The organism is Paraburkholderia sp. C35 (assembly GCF_003121405.1).
Lineage (GTDB): Bacteria > Pseudomonadota > Gammaproteobacteria > Burkholderiales > Burkholderiaceae > Paraburkholderia.
The window spans coordinates 28,442-46,614 of record NZ_QBUY01000053.1 but is presented as its reverse complement, the minus strand read 5'-3'; the positions used below and the strand labels follow the sequence as shown (position 1 = coordinate 46,614).

The 18,173-nt window shown below is 64.2% G+C and carries 11 protein-coding genes and 1 pseudogene; 4 read left to right on the top strand and 8 right to left on the bottom strand.

Annotated elements, in window-relative coordinates:
* Positions 1–8: 8 nt before the first annotated feature.
* From dnaJ to grpE, 4 genes and pseudogenes are all read right to left on the bottom strand, one after another.
* On the bottom strand, positions 9–1,145 hold the full coding sequence (gene dnaJ, locus DK391_RS26460) for a molecular chaperone DnaJ (RefSeq protein ID WP_109480964.1): 1,137 nt from the start codon (positions 1,143–1,145) through the stop codon (positions 9–11).
* A gap of 259 nt (positions 1,146–1,404) precedes the next feature.
* A complete protein-coding gene (dnaK, locus tag DK391_RS26455) occupies positions 1,405–3,354 on the bottom strand; it encodes a molecular chaperone DnaK (RefSeq protein ID WP_109480963.1) in 1,950 nt (649 codons plus the stop codon).
* A 153-nt stretch (positions 3,355–3,507) separates the two neighbouring features.
* A complete protein-coding gene (locus DK391_RS26450; protein ID WP_109480962.1) occupies positions 3,508–3,963 on the bottom strand; it encodes a thioredoxin family protein in 456 nt (151 codons plus the stop codon).
* Positions 3,964–3,983: 20 nt separating this feature from the next.
* Positions 3,984–4,580, bottom strand: a pseudogene (gene grpE / locus DK391_RS26445) (nucleotide exchange factor GrpE); the annotation flags it as partial.
* 355 nt (positions 4,581–4,935) lie between these two features.
* On the opposite strand from grpE, the gene DK391_RS44970 reads away from it, so the two are divergent.
* Positions 4,936–5,097 (top strand): hypothetical protein, encoded by a 162-nt coding sequence (locus DK391_RS44970; protein ID WP_165489460.1) that lies wholly within the window; start codon positions 4,936–4,938, stop codon positions 5,095–5,097.
* On the opposite strand, the gene DK391_RS26440 is transcribed toward DK391_RS44970, so the two are convergent.
* From DK391_RS26440 to hrcA, 3 genes are all read right to left on the bottom strand, one after another.
* Positions 5,069–5,476 carry an RNA-binding S4 domain-containing protein gene (locus DK391_RS26440; protein ID WP_109480974.1) on the bottom strand — a complete coding sequence of 136 codons (408 nt, stop codon included), beginning with the start codon at positions 5,474–5,476 and terminating at the stop codon, positions 5,069–5,071. The genes DK391_RS44970 and DK391_RS26440 overlap by 29 nt on opposite strands.
* Before the next feature lie 73 nt (positions 5,477–5,549).
* Positions 5,550–6,620, bottom strand: a complete 1,071-nt coding sequence (hemH, locus tag DK391_RS26435; protein ID WP_109480961.1) for a ferrochelatase — start codon at positions 6,618–6,620, stop codon at positions 5,550–5,552.
* A 149-nt stretch (positions 6,621–6,769) separates the two neighbouring features.
* Entirely contained in the window at positions 6,770–7,789 is a 1,020-nt protein-coding gene (gene hrcA, locus DK391_RS26430; RefSeq protein WP_109480960.1) for a heat-inducible transcriptional repressor HrcA, read from the bottom strand.
* A gap of 282 nt (positions 7,790–8,071) precedes the next feature.
* Between hrcA and DK391_RS26425 the strand changes: the two genes are divergently transcribed.
* Both DK391_RS26425 and recN read left to right on the top strand, forming a co-directional pair.
* Positions 8,072–8,974: an NAD kinase gene (locus tag DK391_RS26425; protein WP_109480959.1), complete on the top strand. Its 903-nt coding sequence runs from the start codon at positions 8,072–8,074 to the stop codon at positions 8,972–8,974.
* Between the two features lie 91 nt (positions 8,975–9,065).
* Complete coding sequence (gene recN / locus DK391_RS26420; protein ID WP_109480958.1) at positions 9,066–10,733, top strand: DNA repair protein RecN; 1,668 nt, start codon at positions 9,066–9,068, stop codon at positions 10,731–10,733.
* Positions 10,734–10,791: 58 nt separating this feature from the next.
* On the opposite strand, the gene glnE is transcribed toward recN, so the two are convergent.
* Positions 10,792–13,584, bottom strand: a complete 2,793-nt coding sequence (gene glnE / locus DK391_RS26415; protein WP_109480957.1) for a bifunctional [glutamate--ammonia ligase]-adenylyl-L-tyrosine phosphorylase/[glutamate--ammonia-ligase] adenylyltransferase — start codon at positions 13,582–13,584, stop codon at positions 10,792–10,794.
* Positions 13,585–13,769: 185 nt separating this feature from the next.
* On the opposite strand from glnE, the gene DK391_RS26410 reads away from it, so the two are divergent.
* Positions 13,770–18,092 carry an AsmA-like C-terminal region-containing protein gene (locus tag DK391_RS26410; protein ID WP_109480956.1) on the top strand — a complete coding sequence of 1,441 codons (4,323 nt, stop codon included), beginning with the start codon at positions 13,770–13,772 and terminating at the stop codon, positions 18,090–18,092.
* Positions 18,093–18,173 lie beyond the last annotated feature (81 nt).

Here is an 18,173-nt window from a genome sequence, read left to right as displayed (position 1 = left end):
AGAACAGATTAGTCGAAAAAGCTCTTCACGCGGTCGAACCAGCTTTTGCTTTGCGGGCTGTGACGCGCACCGCCTTCCGTCAGCGACTTCTCGAACTGCTGGAGCAGATCGCGCTGCGCGTCGGTGAGCTTGACAGGCGTTTCGACCTGCACATGCACATACAGATCGCCCGCGATGCTGGAACGCAGACCCTTGATGCCCTTGCCGCGCAGACGGAACGTCTTGCCCGACTGCGTGCCTTCCGGCACCGTGAAGCTCGCGCGGCCAGCCAGCGTCGGCACTTCGATCTCGCCGCCCAGCGCTGCCTTCGTGAACGGAATCGGCATCTGGCAATGCAGATCGTCGCCGTCGCGCTCGAATACCGCGTGCGCCTTGATGTGAATCTCGACGTACAGATCACCCGACGGCCCGCCGTTGATGCCCGGCTCGCCATTGCCAGCCGAACGGATGCGCATGCCGTCGTCGATACCAGCCGGAATCTTCACTTCCAGCGTCTTGGTTTCCTTGGTCTTGCCTGCGCCGTGGCAGTGCGTGCAAGGCTCGGGAATGTAGGTGCCCGTGCCATGGCACTTCGGGCAAGTCTGCTGGATGCTGAAGAAACCTTGCGACATCCGCACCGCGCCCGAACCGTTACAGGTCGGGCAGGTTTCCGGCTTGGTGCCCGGCTTCGCGCCGGAGCCGTGGCAGATTTCGCACGATACCCAGCTCGGCACGCGGATTTGCGTGTCGTAGCCGTGTGCGGCCTGCTCGAGCGTGATTTCCATGCTGTAGCGCAGATCTGCGCCACGATAGACCTGCGGACCGCTGCGGCCGCCGCGTGCAGCGCCGCCCGCGGCCTGGCCGAAGATGTCGCCGAAAATGTCGCCGAATGCATCGGCAAAACCGCCAAAGCCCTGAGCGCCTGCACCCGCCATGTTCGGATCGACGCCGGCGTGGCCGTACTGGTCGTACGCGGCACGCTTTTGCGAGTCCGACAGCATTTCATAGGCTTCCTTCACCTCTTTGAAATGCTCTTCCGCATCCTTGTTGCCCGGATTGCGGTCAGGGTGGTACTTCATCGCGAGCTTGCGATAAGCCTTCTTGATTTCGTCGTCGCTCGCGTTCTTCGCGACGCCCAGAACCTCGTAGTAATCCCGTTTCGCCATATCGGTTCAACGCCATCCGCGCAATGGGGCGCGGCGGCTCCTCTTGAATGCTGGAGTCTCGCGACTCGTAAGGCCCGGACTTGCCCGCAATTTACGGGTCAAAAGCCCTGCCCTCCATAAAACAAATGTGCCCGGAGAGCCAGAAAGGCTCGCCAGGCGCGTATCCGGTTCGGTCACCCGGCCATGCCGGGCGCCAACCTTGTTAGCCGGGCTGCGCATGTCGCCATGCACAGCCTTACGGTCAAACCGCGACCCGGCTTTAGTCCTTCTTCACTTCCTTGAACTCGGCGTCGACGACATCGTCGGCCTGCTGGCTCGCGCCCGCTGCTGCTTCGGCACCCGCTGCGCCCGCACCTGCCGCGCCTGCTGCACCTTGCGCCTGCATGTCGGCGTACATCTTTTCGCCGAGCTTCTGCGATGCCGTTGCCACCGTTTCGATCTTCGCTTCGATCGCGGCCTTGTCGCTCGCGCTGTTCTTCAGCGTGTCTTCAAGGTCCTTCAGCGCGGTTTCGATCTTTTCCTTCTCGCCTGCGTCCAGCTTGTCGCCGTACTCGGTGAGCGCCTTCTTCGTGCTGTGGACCAGCGCGTCGCCCTGGTTACGGGCATCGGCCAGTTCACGCAGCTTGTGATCTTCTTCCGCGTTCGCTTCCGCGTCCTTCACCATCTTCTCGATTTCGGCTTCCGACAGACCCGAGTTCGCCTTGATCGTGATGCGGTTTTCCTTGCCCGTCGCCTTGTCCTTCGCGCCGACGTGCAGAATGCCGTTCGCGTCGATGTCGAAGCTCACTTCGATCTGCGGCACGCCACGCGGTGCGGGCGGAATGCCTTCCAGGTTGAACTCGCCCAGCAGCTTGTTGCCCGCTGCCATTTCGCGCTCGCCCTGGAACACCTTGATCGTCACGGCGCCCTGATTGTCGTCCGCCGTCGAGTACACCTGAGCGTGCTTCGTCGGGATCGTGGTGTTCTTGTTGATCATCTTCGTCATCACACCGCCGAGCGTTTCGATGCCCAGCGACAGCGGCGTCACGTCCAGCAGCAGCACGTCCTTGCGGTCGCCCGACAGCACCTGGCCTTGAATCGCAGCGCCGACAGCAACGGCTTCGTCCGGGTTCACGTCACGGCGCGGTTCCTTGCCGAAGAACTCCTTCACCTTCTCCTGCACCTTCGGCATACGCGTCTGGCCGCCGACGAGAATCACGTCGTCGATGTCGCTGACCTTCACGCCTGCGTCCTTGATTGCGACGCGCGCCGGCTCGATGGTGCGCTCGATCAGGTCTTCGACCAGCGCTTCCAGCTTGGCGCGCGTGATCTTCAGGTTCAAGTGCTTCGGACCCGATGCGTCTGCCGTGATGTACGGCAGGTTGATTTCCGTCTGCTGGCCCGACGACAGTTCGATCTTCGCCTTTTCAGCCGCTTCCTTCAGGCGTTGCAGCGCGAGCACGTCCTTCGACAGATCGACGCCCTGCTCTTTCTTGAACTCGCTGATGATGTAGTCGATGATGCGCTGGTCGAAGTCTTCACCGCCGAGGAACGTGTCGCCGTTCGTCGACAGCACTTCGAACTGCATTTCGCCGTCCACGTCAGCGATTTCGATGATCGAAATATCGAACGTACCGCCGCCGAGGTCGAACACGGCGATCTTGCGGTCGCCCTTTTCAGCCTTGTCCAGACCAAACGCGAGCGCAGCTGCCGTCGGCTCGTTGATGATCCGCTTGACTTCCAGACCGGCGATGCGGCCTGCGTCCTTGGTAGCCTGGCGCTGGCTGTCGTTGAAGTACGCCGGCACCGTGATCACGGCTTCCGTAACCGGCTCGCCGAGGTAGTCCTCAGCCGTCTTCTTCATCTTGCGCAGCACTTCTGCCGAAACCTGCGACGGTGCGAGATTCTGACCGTGCGCTTCGACCCACGCGTCGCCGTTATCGTGCTTGACGATCTTGTAGGGCATCAGGCCGATGTCCTTCTGCACCTCCTTTTCGTCGAAGCGGCGGCCGATCAGGCGCTTGACCGCGTACAGCGTGTTTTTCGGATTGGTGACCGACTGGCGCTTGGCAGGCGCGCCGACGAGAACTTCGTTGTCGTCCATATAGGCGATGATCGACGGCGTGGTGCGCGCACCTTCCGAGTTCTCGATCACCTTGACCTGGTTGCCTTCCATCAGCGCCACGCACGAATTGGTGGTGCCGAGGTCGATGCCGATGATTTTGCCCATTTTTACTAATCTCCTGACTTTGATCGCTGCGGGCATCGCTGGCTGGACCATTTGGCCACCGGGCGCCCCGCCCCTGAATTTCATCCTGCACTCAAAATGAGTGCCGCTGCATCGTTTTCAAGACCCTGAATACGATGCGGTCATTAATTTTTTTCAATCGGTCTGGCCAGCGATTGAGCGAGACAAACCCGCAACCGCCGTTCCGACGCCGGCCGCGCCTGCTTCAGCCGCGGCGCGGATTCTCTCACGAGCCGCCGAGACGGCCGCTTCGAATTGCGCCAGACCATGCCAGCCCGTCGCCCGCCCGAGGCGCTTGCCGCGGTGAAAGAAGAACCACGTGGGCACGCCATGCAGCAAAAAGCGCCTGCCAAGCTCGCGATGCTCATACACATTGCTGTGAAACCAGCGCAGGCCAAGGGCGCGAATCGCGTCCGGCTGTGCCAGCATGGCTTTCTTCGCGATTTCGCAGTTGAAGCAGTCCAGTCCCCAGAAGAACACCGCCGCCAGTTCGTCGCCCGCCGACTGGAGGCCGGCATCGAAGTTCGTGGCAGTGAGTTCCTGCATGTCGAAGACCGCGAACGCGGTGCTGTCGACGGGGATACCGGACATGGCCGCGCGAACTGCGCGTACTTCGGTGCCGCAACCGTGACGAGCGCCGGACGCAGCACGCGGTCGGCGATCACATAGCCCTTTTGCAGCACGGCAACGACGGTGTTCGGCTCCTGATCGGCCGGAACCATCGAAATGGCTTGATGGCGATGCGGATCGAACTTCTCGCCAACGGGGTTCAGAGCAACAACCTTGCCCTTCTCCAGCGCGCCCACCAGCTGGCGCAGCGTGAGCTCGACGCCTTCGCGGACCTTCGCGAGGTCATCAGTGGAGTGTGTGACGGCCGCTTCGAGGCTGTCCATCACGGGCAGCAGATGCTCGGCGAAGCTTTCGATGGCGAACTTGTGCGCCTTCGCCACGTCTTCCTGACCACGGCGGCGGACGTTTTCCGTCTCCGCCTTGGCGCGCAGGAAGCTTTCCTGCATCTCGGCCAGCTTGGCTTGTACTTCCGCCAGCGCGGCTTCGGCGCCGGACGGTTGTGCCTGCTGTTCGCCAGCCGCTTCCGGCTGTTGCGCCTGAGCTTGCGGCTCGCCCGATGCGGCCTCTGCGGCCTGGCGCGCGGCTTCGTCGGCGGGCGTGGGATTCTGGCTCGTCGGATTCTCTTGCGTGTTTTCCATGTCGCTGAAATTCAAATAAATAAGGCCAAGAAACGGCGGCAGTTTAATGGGACTCGCCCGTTGGGCGTGGTGCCGATACAACATGCCGGCCGCGCATCAACGGTGCAAGTAAGGGTGCGCCCGCCGTATTTCAAGGCTCCCGTCGATGCTTTTTGCACCTCGCAGGGGCCTGGAAATCTGGCGTAACAAGCATTTCGAGCGCGTCATCATATTGAGATTGAGCGCGGTGCGCGAGTGTCCTAAACTCAACTCAGGCGTCCGAAAAGGCACGTTAACCCTAATCTGACGTACGGCTTACTACTAGCTGAATCAACCAGATCAACCGTTTCCGCTTGCAATCTCAAGGGGGAGTACCGTGAAACTGACCTTCGCCATATCGGTGGTGGCATTGGTACTCATTGCTGGCACCACGACCATCTGCATGTCCGGCGTCGTCAACGAACACACGACCGAGTACGGCGGCGTTCACGCGACCATGGAACAGCTGTTCAACCCTCACGCGAAAATTTGTCGATAACGCGCCGGTCGCGTTTGGTCGGCCTTCCGTGCAACTCCGCGGTCGGCTCGCGATACGTCTTGCGCCGTTCGTGCTCCTGCACCCGCTTCACCTTGCTCTCTTCCGATTCGGCATAATGCGTCTGCGCGACGCTCGCCGGCCCGCGGACGTCGCACCCGCCTAGCACCTCGACCTGCCACACGATCCGCTCGATCTCGATCTCGACCAGATCGCCGACGCGCACGTCCTTGGCCGGCTTCACCGTCGCGCCGCCAATCCGCACCCGGCCCTTCTCGACGGCATCGGCGGCAAGCGAGCGGGTCTTGAAGAAGCGAGCCGCCCACAGCCATTTGTCGATGCGCAACCGCGCGCCCGGTTCGATAGAAATCTTGTAGTTCATCAGTCCTTCTTCAGGCGTTTTCAAACGTCTCAAACCGCTGCCCGAATGCAGATTGCATGCCGGACCCGCAGACTCAGGCAACCGACGCGCTTTGCGGCGCGCTCACCTGCACTGGCCAGCCCTGCAGATGCTGCGCGACGATTTCGCCCAGTGCCGCAATCCAGGCCGGCGACGCGTTCAGGCAGGGAATGGCGTGAAAAATTTTCCCGCCCGCGTGCACGAATTCATCGCGCACTTCCATGCCGATTTCCTCGATCGTCTCCAGACAATCAGCCGTGAAGCCTGGACAAAACACGTCCGCGCGATTCACGCCTGCCGCGCCCAGTTCCTTCAGCGTCGGTGCCGTATAGGGCTGCAGCCATTCGGCCTTGCCGAAGCGCGACTGGAATGTCACGCGGCATTCGACGGACGTCAACCCGAGCGCGTGCATCAACAGCGACGCCGTCTGCTGACATTGTTCGTGATACGGGTCGCCGAGATCGAGCGTGCGTTTCGGCACGCCGTGGAAGCTCAGCACCAGCTTGTCGCCCGCCGCGAAATCCGGGCGGCCGTGGGTGTGCCAGTAATGGTTGACCTGCGCGGCAAGCGCCGAGATGTAAGCGGGATGATCCGCGTACTGGCGCACCGTGCGGATTTCGGGCTGGTTGCGCATGCGCTTGAGCGCGGCGAACGCGTCGTCGAACGCCGTGGCCGTGGTCGACGACGAATACTGCGGGTACATCGGCATCAGCAGGATGCGGTCGGCGCCCGCGAGCTTCAGCTGGTTCAGCATGCCGGGAATATCGGGCGTGCCGTAGCGCATCGCGTACTCGACGATCACCGCGTAGTCGTTCAGATGCAGCAGATGCCGCAGCCCTTCAACCTGCTTGACCGTATGGACGCGCAGCGGCGAGCCTTCCGGCATCCACACGGCGGCGTACTTCTTCGCCGAGGCCACGCCGCGCGACGGCAGGATGAGCAGACGCAGAATGATTTGCCATATCAGCGACGGAATCTCGACCACGCGCGGATCCGACAGGAACTGCGCGAGATAGCGGCGCACGGCACGCGGCGTCGGCGCATCGGGCGTGCCGAGATTGATCAGCAAAACAGCAACGCGATGTGCCGCAGCAGACTGCAAGGGCCGCTCGAGGTCGAAGCGCATAGGCAAAGGAAAGAGCCGCACAGGCGCGCGGCACGTAATGAATCGAGAAGGTCATTATAGCGGCGCGGTCTGCCGCCGATACCTGGCCATTCGGCCAATTGGCACGGCGGAAAACGCCGCGCATGATTCACTCCATGCCGACCGCGGCGTCACCCCTGACTGAGCGTCATGGAAAGCAGACGTGCGGTGATATCGACGATCGGAATCACGCGGTTGTAGGCCATGCGCGTCGGCCCGATCACGCCGAGCGTGCCGACGATCTTGCCGTTCACTTCGTACGGTGCCGTCACCACGCTCATTTCTTCGATCGGCACGAGATTCGACTCGCCGCCAATGAAAATCTGCACGCCCTGCGCGTGACTCGACACGTCGAGCAACTGAAGGAGACTGGTCTTTTGATCGAACACATCGAACAGTTTGCGCAGTCGCGCCATGTCCGACGAAAGGTCGGCCACTTCGAGCAGATTGCGCTCGCCGGAAATCAGCACGGTTTCGCCCGTGTCGGTCATGTCCGTGCTCGCGGTGACGGCCGCGTGCATCAGCGTCGTCATGTCGCCGCGCAACTCGTCGATTTCCCCGCGCAGACGCAGACGCACCTCGTCGAACGAAAGACCCGCGAAGTGCGCGTTGATGTAATTGGACGCTTCCGTGAGCTGCGACGGCGAGAAATCGCGCTGCGTGGCCATGATGCGGTTTTGCACGTCGCCTTCCGGCGTCACGATGATCAACAGGATGCGTTTATCGGACAGGCGCAGGAATTCGATCTGCTTGAACACGTGGCTGCGACGCGGCGTCAGAATCACGCCCGCGAACTGCGACAGGCTGGACAGCACGCTCGCGGCGGCCGCAACCACCTTCTGCGGCTCGCCCGGCTGCAGCGTAGTCTTGACGGCGCGCATCACGGCGTCATCGTCGGCGGCGGGTTCGACGGTCAGCATCGTGTCGACGAACAGCCGGTAGCCGCGCGGCGTGGGAATGCGTCCCGCCGACGTGTGCGGGCTGATGACGAGTCCCAGTTCCTCCAGATCGGACATCACGTTGCGGATGGTCGCCGGGCTGAGCTCCAGCCCCGAGTACCGCGACAATGTGCGCGAGCCGACCGGCTGACCTTCGGCGATATATCGCTCGATCAGCGTTTTCAGGAGGGTTTGTGCGCGAGGATCTAGCATGGCGTGAAAATTTTAGCGTAACCACCGCATGGCGGCGAGCGCGCGGCGGCCCGCGGCGCAGCGGCTTGGCGGCCGCACACGCCCTGCGCGGCTCCCCGCCCGCGCTCGAGCCACAGTGCATGGATCGATGCAGTCGTCACGTCTGTCATGAGGACTTCACCATTCTAACGATAATCGGACCAGGTCTGTCCGGCGTCACGCGCGCGTCACGTATCCGCCCCGGCGGGCGCGCCAGCGGGGCGGACGGTTCTTTTCAGGTCGCACCTATGGTGTAATGCGGGCATGCAAGCTAACAGCCAGTTCAAGACCGTTGCGCTCGTCGGGCGCAGCAATACGCCGGGCATCGGGGAGCCGCTGACCGCGCTCGCCACGTGCCTCGAAAAGCATGGCTACGAGATCGCGTTCGAGGCAGAAACCGCCCAGGAAATCGGCGTGACGCAATGGCCTGCGCTGCGCCCGGCCGAGATCGGCGCGCGCGCGGACGTGGCGATCGTGCTCGGCGGCGATGGCACGATGCTGGGCATCGGCCGGCAGCTGGCGCCGTACAAGACACCGTTGATCGGCATCAATCATGGCCGGCTGGGCTTCATTACGGATATCCCGTTCTCCGACATGCGCGAGATCATTCCGCAGATGCTGTCGGGCAGTTTCGAGCGCGAAGAACGCACGCTGCTCGAATCGCGGATCATGCGCGACGGCCAGCCGATCTACCACGCGCTCGCCTTCAACGATGTGGTCGTGAACCGCTCGGGCTTCTCGGGCATGGCGGAACTGCGGGTGTCGGTGGATGGCCGCTTCATGTACAACCAGCGCTCGGACGGTCTGATCGTCGCGACGCCGACAGGCTCGACGGCCTATGCGCTGTCGTCGCAAGGACCGATTCTGCATCCGCAACTGCAAGGCCTGGTGCTGGTGCCGATCGCGCCGCACGCGCTGTCGAACCGCCCTATCGTCATACCGGACGATTCCAAGGTCAGCATCCAGATCATCTCGGGCCGCGACGTCAACGTGAACTTCGACATGCAGTCGTTCACCGCGCTCGAACTGAACGACACCATCGACGTGCGCCGCTCGCGCCACACGGTGCCCTTCCTGCATCCCGTCGGCTACAGCTATTACGCGACGCTGCGCAAGAAGCTGCACTGGAACGAGTATCCGTCGCACGAAGACGATCCACGCGACTGACGGCGTGCCGCCGCTGCCTGCCGGATAGTCGAACGCACCACCACTGCAACACGCCAACCCACGCACGCCACGCCATACAGATAGACGCGCCATGCTCCGCCACCTTTCGATACGCGACTTCGTCATCGTCGCCGCGCTCGACCTCGAATTCGACAGCGGCTTTACGGTCTTCTCCGGCGAAACAGGCGCCGGCAAATCCATCCTCATCGACGCCCTCGCGCTGGCGCTCGGCGCACGCGCCGATGCGAGCGTCGTGCGAACGGGCGAGGCTCGCGCCGACATCACCGCCGAGTTCGACACGCACCCGCTCGTCGATGCCTGGCTCGATGAACAGGCGCTCGCCGCGGACGAAACCGAGCACGGCAACATCGTGATGCTGCGCCGCGTGGTCGATGGCAACGGCCGGTCGCGTGCGTTCATCAACGGCACGGCCGCGACGCTGACGCAATTGCGTGAAGTGGGCGAAATGCTGGTCGACATTCACGGCCAGCATGCGCATCAACTGCTGATGCGGCCCGACGCGCAGCGCGAACTGTTCGACACGCACGCCGGTCTGCTCGACACCAAGGCCGGCGTCACGCGTGCGTGGCGTGCCTGGCGCGATGCAGCACAAGCCGTGGAAACCGCGCAGAGCAAGGACCGCGAACTGCAACTCGAACGCGAGCGGCTCGCCTGGCAACTTACGGAACTCGACAAGCTCTCGCCGCAGCCTGGCGAATGGGAAGAGATCAATACGGAGCATCGGCGGCTGTCGCATTCGGCGAATCTGATCGACGGCGTGCAGGGCGCGCTGTCGGCGTTGTCCGAATCGGACGAAGCGATGCTCGGCCATCTGTCGTCGATCATTTCGAAAATACGCGATCTCGCCGAGATCGATCCTGAACTGAACGATGCGCTCGCCGCGCTCGAACCCGCCGAAATCCAGTTGCAGGAAGCGTCGTACTCGCTGAGCCATTATGCGCAACGGCTGGAGCTCGATCCCGACCGGCTCGCCCAGGTGGAAAAGCGCCTCGACGCGCTGCATTCGGCCGCGCGCAAATTCCGGCTGCAACCGGAAACCTTGCCGCAAGAACATCAGGAGCGCCGCGAGCAGCTTGCCAAGCTCGACGCCGCCGCTGACATCGACGCGCTGCGCGCTGTCGAAGCCAAAGCCAAAGACGCCTTCGTTGCCGAAGCAAAGGTGCTGTCGAAGGCCCGCGCGAAGGCCGCGAAGGCGCTAGGCGCCGCGGTGACGACGGGCATGCAGGAACTGTCGATGGCGGGCGGCAGCTTCGAAGTCGCGCTGGTGTCGCTGCCCGAAGGCGGTCCACACGGGATGGAGCAGATCGAATTCCGCGTCGCCGGTCACGCAGGCGTGCCGCTGAGGCCGCTGGCAAAAGTGGCTTCGGGCGGCGAACTGGCGCGTATCAGTCTGGCGCTGTCGGTGATCGCGAGCGCGGCCAGCCCGACGCCAACACTGATCTTCGACGAAGTGGATACGGGTATTGGCGGCGGTGTCGCCGAAGTGGTCGGCCGTCTGCTGCATCAGCTTGGCGAGCAGCGTCAGGTGCTATGCGTCACGCACCTGCCGCAGGTTGCCGCGCGCGGCGATCATCACTTCCAGGTCGCCAAGAACAGCAAGGGCAAGAGCGGCACCGTCAGCACCGTGACGCCGCTGAACAAGTCGAGCCGCATCGAAGAAGTCGCGCGCATGCTGGGCGGTATCGAAATCACGGCCACGACGCGCAAGCACGCGAAGGAAATGCTCACAGCCGCGTGATCCATCGGTAAAGACGCGGCGCGGCAGTCAACGGGCCGCGCCGCCGCCGCTCACAGATTCAACCAAACACCCGCCGCCACAACCGCAACACGGCTTCGCGTTCTTTCTCGACGCTGTGCGGTTCGACGCGCGCTTTCTCCATCCCGTCGAGCCGCAGCTTGTGCTGCAGCTTCCGGTAAGTCCGGTAAGCCGCGCCCACCGTATCCGCCTCTTCGCCGCTCATCAGCCCGAAACGCGATACTTCCCGCAGCAGCGCGATATTGCCCGTGTTGCGGATCAGATCGGGATCGCGCGCCGCGTGCAGCAGCACCCAGTACTGCACGGTGAACTCAATATCGACCATGCCGCCGCGATCGTGTTTCAGATCGAACAGTTCGGTGCGGTTCGGATGCCCTTCCTCGACGCGCCGCCGCATATCGACGATTTCAGCGGCCAGCGGCGCCGCCTCGCGCGGCGTAGTCAGCACCTGTTCGCGAATCGCCTCGAACTGCGCGCCGACAGCAGGATCGCCCGCGCAGTAACGGGCGCGCGTCAGCGCCTGGTGCTCCCAGACCCAGGCCGTGTTGGCGGCGTCGCCCTCGCGCAACTGGTAGCGGCGGAACGCGTCGAGATCCGTCACGAGCAGACCCGATTCGCCGTTCGGCCGCAGCCGCAAGTCGACGTCGAACAGCGTGCCAGCACCCGTCGCCGTCGTAAGCCACGTGATAAGCCGGCGCGTGAAGGTGGCGTATATATCGGACGCGTTGTCGTCAGGATCGTCGTACAGGAAGATCAGATCGAGGTCCGACGCGTAGCCCAGTTCTTTCCCGCCCAGCTTGCCGTAAGCGATGATCGCAAAGCGCGGCACCGGCCGATGACGCTTGGCAAGCTGGTTCCAGACGGCTTCGATGGTCACGTCGAGCACGGCATCGGCGAGTTCGGACAGACGGTCGCTCACATGCTCGACGCTCAGCTTGCCCGCCAGATCGATCAGCAGAATGCGGAACACTTCGGCCTGGTGCGCGTGACGCAGCAGGTCCATCTGCTGCTCGACGCCATCGGCGGCGGCGAGGCGCGCGCGCAGCGTGCGCTTGAACTCGGGCCAGTCGAACGGGCTTGCCATCGCTTCGTCATCGAGCAGTTCGTCGAGCAGTTGCGGATGGCGGATCAGATAACCCGCCGCCCAGCGTGACGCACCCAGCACCGACAACACGCGATGCAGCGCCTGCGGATACTCGGTCAGCAGCGCGAGGTACGCGCCGCGCCGCCCGATCGCTTCGAGCAGATCGAACAGGCGCACCAGAATATCGCCGCGCCGTTCGGCAGGCTCCAGCGTCTGCGCGGCTTCGAGCGCGCGCTGCGCGACGATATCGAAGCGCTCGCGGCTGCGTTCCGCCAGCCCCGTATAGCGCGACGACTGCCACACGGCTTTCAGCCTCGACAGCAGATCGGCGGGATGCTCGATGCCGAGTTCGACCAGACGCGCGGCGAGCGCATCGTCGGCACTGTCGTCGGTGAGCGCGCTGCTCCAGATCCACACGGCCGCGCCGTCTTCGCGTGCGCCGCAGCCGCCCTGCCCGCTCACCTTGTCGGCGAAAATCTGGTCGAACTGCTGCTCGACCAGCTCGCGATGCGTTTCGAGCTTCGCCATCAGCGCCGCGTAGTCGTCGAATCCCAACGACTTCGCCAGATGCGCACGCTCGGCGGGATCGACAGGCATCGCGTGGGTCTGGGCGTCGTTCCTATATTGGAGACGATGTTCGAGTTCGCGCAGAAACAGATAGGCGCTGGTCAGATCGGCGCACACGCCCGGCGAAATGAGACCGCGCGCCGCCGCGTGACGCAGCACGGCGAGCGTCGGCCGCACGCGGAAGCCCGCGTCCTGACCGCCGCGAATTAGCTGGAACACCTGCGCGCTGAACTCGATTTCACGGATGCCACCGCGGCCGAGCTTGATATCGTCGGCCTTGTCGGGACGCATCGACGCGCGCCGCTGCGCTTCCTGGCGGATCTGCAGATGCAGCGACCGGATCGCGCTGATCACGCCGAAGTCCAGATAGCGCCGGTAGACGAACGGCTTCACGATCGCGTCGAGTTGCTTCGCGAGCCGGCGCGCCGAATCGCTGGCGTGTTCGGACACGACCCTGCCCTTGATCCACGCGTAGCGCTCCCATTCGCGGCCCTGCACGTAGAAATACTCTTCGAGCATGCCCAGGCTGCACACCAGCGGCCCGGAATCGCCGTTCGGCCGCAGCCGCATATCGACGCGAAACACGTAGCCGTCCGCCGTCACTTCGGCGAGCGCCGCGATCAGCCGCTTGCCGAGCCGCGTGAAGAAATCCTGCGTGGCGATGGGCGAGCGCTGGCCGCCCGTGGTCTCGCCATCGTCTTCATAGACAAAAATCAGATCGATGTCGGAAGACGCATTGAGTTCGCGTCCGCCAAGCTTGCCCATACCGACCACGCCGAGCGACAGCCGCTCGCCCTGCGAGCCGCGCGGCTCGCCATAGAGCGCTTCGAGATCGGCGCTGACCACGGCCATCGCGCGCTGCACGGTCGCTTCGGCCAGATCGGTCATCGTGCCCGTGACCTCGGCGACGTCGGCCGCGCCGGACAGGTCGCGCTCCATCACGGCGCAGAACACCTCGGCCCGAAGCTGCCGGAGCGCCTTTTTCAGTGCATCTTCGGAAAGCGGCGCATCGGGCGACGCACGCAGCGCGCCGATCAGCGCGTCGAGCCGTTCGTCGATCCGCTGGCGGCTGATCGCCGACGCCGCCAGCGAGGCGACGCGCGGCGCAAGACCTGGATTCGCCGCATAGGCGCGTGACGCAAACAGTGAATAGCTGGAACTCAACAGGGATGGTTCGGTCATCAAAGAGCTGGCTCGCTCGTTGCTTGAATTCTGCGTCGGGCCCCGGCGGCGGTTAGATGTGCCATCTGCCGGAACCGCGTGTGGCCTTGCCCATACAGGCCGTACCAAAGGCCCGTGGCTGCTGGCCTGTGTGATACATTTCGTCGTTAGACCGCAAAACTACCATACGCCTACCCCGTCGCAGCATGTCCGAGCGAAACTCATCCGCCGACCCGCACGAAGCTGGACGCGTCAAGCCCGTAGGCGGAGGCGATCATGCAGTGCTGCGCCACACACTGCGCGTCCTGCTCGGTATTGCGCTGTTCATCTATTTCATCGTCGTGCTGGCCGTGCTCGGCCTGCGCTACATCGTGCTGCCCCAGGCCGATTCGTTCCGGCCAAAAATCGAAGCGGCTATCTCCGAGAAAATCCACGCGCAGTTCAGGATCGGCAAGATCGCGCCGCACTGGACGGGTTTTCAGCCGGGCCTCGAAGTCACCAACGTCACCATCACCAATCGCGACGGCAAAGTCGCGCTGAACATTCCGCACGCCAGCGCGGCCGTGTCGTGGTCGTCCGTGTGGAAGCTCGCGCCGATCCTGTCGAGCGTGATCGTCGATAAACCGGATCTGCTGATCGAGCGCGAGACGGACGGCTCGCTGTCAGTCGCGGGCGTGATGGTGCCGACCACGCATTCGGGCAACGACACCTTCAGCACCTGGCTGCTGCGCCAGCAGGCCATCATCCTGCGCGGCGGCACGCTGCGCTGGCACGACGCGCGCCGCGACGCGCCCGAGATCGCGCTGCAGAACATTCGCCTCGCCATTCTGAGCGAGGGCTACGATCACCGCGTCGCGTTGCAGGCGCCGCCCGACGGCAAGGTGCTGTTCGGGCCGCTCGACTTTCGCGCGAACTTCCGTCACGCGCGACTTTCGGCGATGGGCAAGCCGATCAACTGGACGGGCGAAGCCTATATCTCGACAGGCACCGTCGATCTGCCCATGCTCGCCCGCTACATGGATTTCCCGATCGAAACCTATGCGGGCCGGGTGAACAGCGCGATCTGGCTGCAGTTCGCGCAAGGGCGCGTGCGCTCGGCATCGGGCGAACTGTCGGGCAACGACATCGCGCTGCGCGTGAAGCCGACCCAGCCGAAGCTCGACGTGCCCGTCGCGAGCTTTTCTTGGGCGGTCGCGCATGACGGCGACGAGTGGACGCTCGATCTGAACCACCTGCACGCCGAACTCGGCCAGCCGCCGCTCGCCGACGGCACGCCCGTCACCCGCATCCTCGCACTGCATACGCTGTCGAGCCGCTACCGGATGCCGAGCGTCCAGCACGGCCAGTTGATCAGCATTTCCGGCGATCGCGTCGATCTGGGCATTCTCGCGGAATTCAGCCGCGCGCTGCCGCTGCCCAGGCGACTGCTGAACAGCCTCGTGCGTTTCAACCCGCGCGGCCTGGTGGCGAATTACACGATCGAAGTCGAGCGCGGCAAGCCGGATTCGGGCGAAGCGGCTAGCGAGCATCGCGAGCCGAACGCGGAACCGATCATCCGGTATCGCTTCAAGGGCGATCTGCAGGGTATCAGCGTGGCGGCTCAAGAACCGCCGCCGGGGCTGACGGCGCGCGGCCATCCACGCGCGGGCATTCCGGGCGTCGAAAATCTGTGGGGCACCGTCGATGCCGACGACAAGCACGGCACGATCTCGATCGACACGGCCAACGCCGCGCTCACGCTGCCGGGCGTGTTCGACGATCCGCGTCTCACGTTCGATCATCTGAGCGGCAAAGGCACGTGGACCATCGGCTCTACGGTCGAGCCGGGCCAGTTGCACAAGGCGTTCAAGGTCGATGTGTCGGAGCTGAAGGTATCGAATGCAGACACAGCCGCGAAGGCGACGGCCAGCTATGCGAACGTCGGCAGCGGACGCGGCTCGCTCGATCTGAAAGCGGACTTCGAGCGCGCCCAGGTCACGCGCATCACCCGCTATCTGCCGACCAGCATCAGCGAAAAGCTGCGCGTCTATCTGACCCACGGTTTGCAGGCCGGGATTTCGCGCGGCGGCACGATCGAGATTCACGGCAATCTCGAGAAATTCCCGTATTCGCGTGATCCGAGTGCAGGCGTTTTCAGAATCATCGCGCCGTTCAAGGGCGGGCGCTTCGATCCATCGCCCTATCCGCCGCGCACGCTGAAAAACGGCACGCCGAACGTGTGGCCCGCGCTCGATGGCATCGACGGCACGTTCCAGCTGAAAGAGAACCTGCTGCGCTTCGACGTCGATCGCGCGCACTACAAGCACGTCGAGATGGGCAAAGTGACGGGCAAGATCGACGATCTCGGCAACCGCGCGTCGAGCCTGATCATCACGGGGGGCGGACACGGTCCGCTCGCCGATATGCTCGACTACGTGAACAACAGCGCGCTCGGCGGCATGGCGAAGCATGAGACCGAGAAGATTCACGCCGATGGCCCCGCCGCGCTCGCGCTCAAGCTGACCGTGCCGCGTAATCCGCCTACGCCGCCGGGCGTACCGCCGCCCAAGATGCATGTCGCGGTGGAAGGCTCGCTCGCGTTCGAGAACAACCGGCTCGCCGTGGACAATGTCCCGCCGCTGTCGCAACTGCGCGGCAAGGTGCGCTTCACCGAACGCACGGCGCAGGTCGATCAGTTGACGGGGCAGTTCATGGGCGGCGACGTGCGCGCGAAAGGCGGCCTCAGCGACAAGGGCAGCTATGCGCTCAACGTGTCCGGCCAGGTCGCCGTCGATGCCGCGCGCGACCTGAATCTGCACGGCCTGCCCGCCCAGGTGCTGACACACATGAGCGGCAGCGCGCCCTATGACATCAGCGTGCGCGGCGCGAAAGGCCGGCTGCCGGATGTCGCCGTGCATTCGGATCTGACGGGTCTCGCGCTCAATTTCCCTGCGCCGTTCAACAAGCCGGTCGGCACGCCCATGCCGCTCGATTTCACGTTCCGGCCCATCGGCAATGGAGACGGCAACGCGGGTGGAAGCGGCAGTAGTGCGAACAACGCCAGCAAGGGCAGCAGCGGCGGCAGCGACAACACCGCCAGCGCCAACACTGCCAGTGGCAGCAACGACAGCCCAACCGCGACCGGCCTGCAACGCGCCGACCTCACGTTCGGCCCGATCGCCGCGCCCTATCTGCTGCGCCACACGGCCGGCGAGCCGCCCCAGGTCGTGCGCGGCGCGATTGGTGTCAACCGGACGCCCGAATTGCCAACGGAAGGCGTGATCGCCGCCGTCGATATCGATTCGCTCGACGCCGATGCATGGCGCGCCCTCTTCCTGCAGATGCGCAAGGCCAACGAAGGCGTCGCGCCCGTGCCGCCCAGCGCGACGGCCGTGCAGTTCATGCCGAACCGCTTCGCCGTACACATTGGCACGCTGACGCTGCTCAAGCGCCACTGGGAAAGCGTGGTGGTCGGCGCGTCGCACTACGACCGGCAATGGCAGGCGAATATCGCGTCGAACCAGGTGGCGGGGCACGTGTCGTGGCTGCCGGGCGCCCAGCCGGGTTCGCCCGGCACGCTGCAGGCGCGGCTCGCGCGTCTGGTCATTCCATCGGCGACCGAGAACGATCTGCTCGGCCCGGCGATCAACCAGCCGGCGCAGAACATTCCGTCGATCGATCTCGTCGTCAACGAACTGATCGTGCGCGAGCGCAATATCGGCAAGCTCGAAGTCAACGCGCATAACTTCGAAGACAACGGCACGCCCGTCTGGCAACTCGACTCGCTCGAAATCAGCAATCCTGCCGCCGTGCTGAAGGCGACGGCGAACTGGCGCACGGGCCGCAACTACGGCCCGAATCAGGACGACGAGACCGAGCGCAGCACCGAAGTCGATTTCAAGCTGGACATCAAGGATGCCGGCCTGCTGCTGCAACGCGCCGGCCTGCCGCGCACGCTCAAGGCGGGCGAAGGCTCGCTGTCGGGCAAGCTCGGCTGGCAGGGCGGCCCGACCAAGCCCGACTATCCGACGCTCAACGGCAATCTCGCCGTCGATCTGCGGCACGGGCAGAGTCTCAAGGACGATCCGGGTGTCGCGAAGCTGCTCGGCGTGCTGAGCCTGCAAAGCCTGGCGCGCTACGCGCAGATGGACTTCCGCGACGTGATCGGCGAAGGGCTGCCGTTCGAGCATGTGACAGGCACCGCGCAGGTGGTGAACGGCATCGGCTCGACCAGCAATTTCGAACTGGTGACGGCGCCGGCACGCGCCAATATGAAAGGCACCGTCGATATGACGACGGAAACGCAGAACCTGAACGTACATATCGTGCCGACTGTCAGCGCGGGCGCGGGCGTGGTGGCGGCGGCCATCATCAATCCGCTGCTCGGTCTCGCCGCGCTGGCCGGCGATTTCGCGCTGTCGCATTCGATCGAACACGCGTTCGCGCGCGACTACTCGATCACGGGTTCGTGGGCCAAACCACACGTCGAGCGGGTGAAGGGAGATAGCGGTAAGATGGACGCGCCGGCTGCCATCGCGGCGCCGAACTGAGGGCCGGACCGGGTTCCTCAGACTCGGCGAGCGCACCAGATTCTGGTGAATCGCGCCGGCGTCCGCTGTCCGCACTGCCCA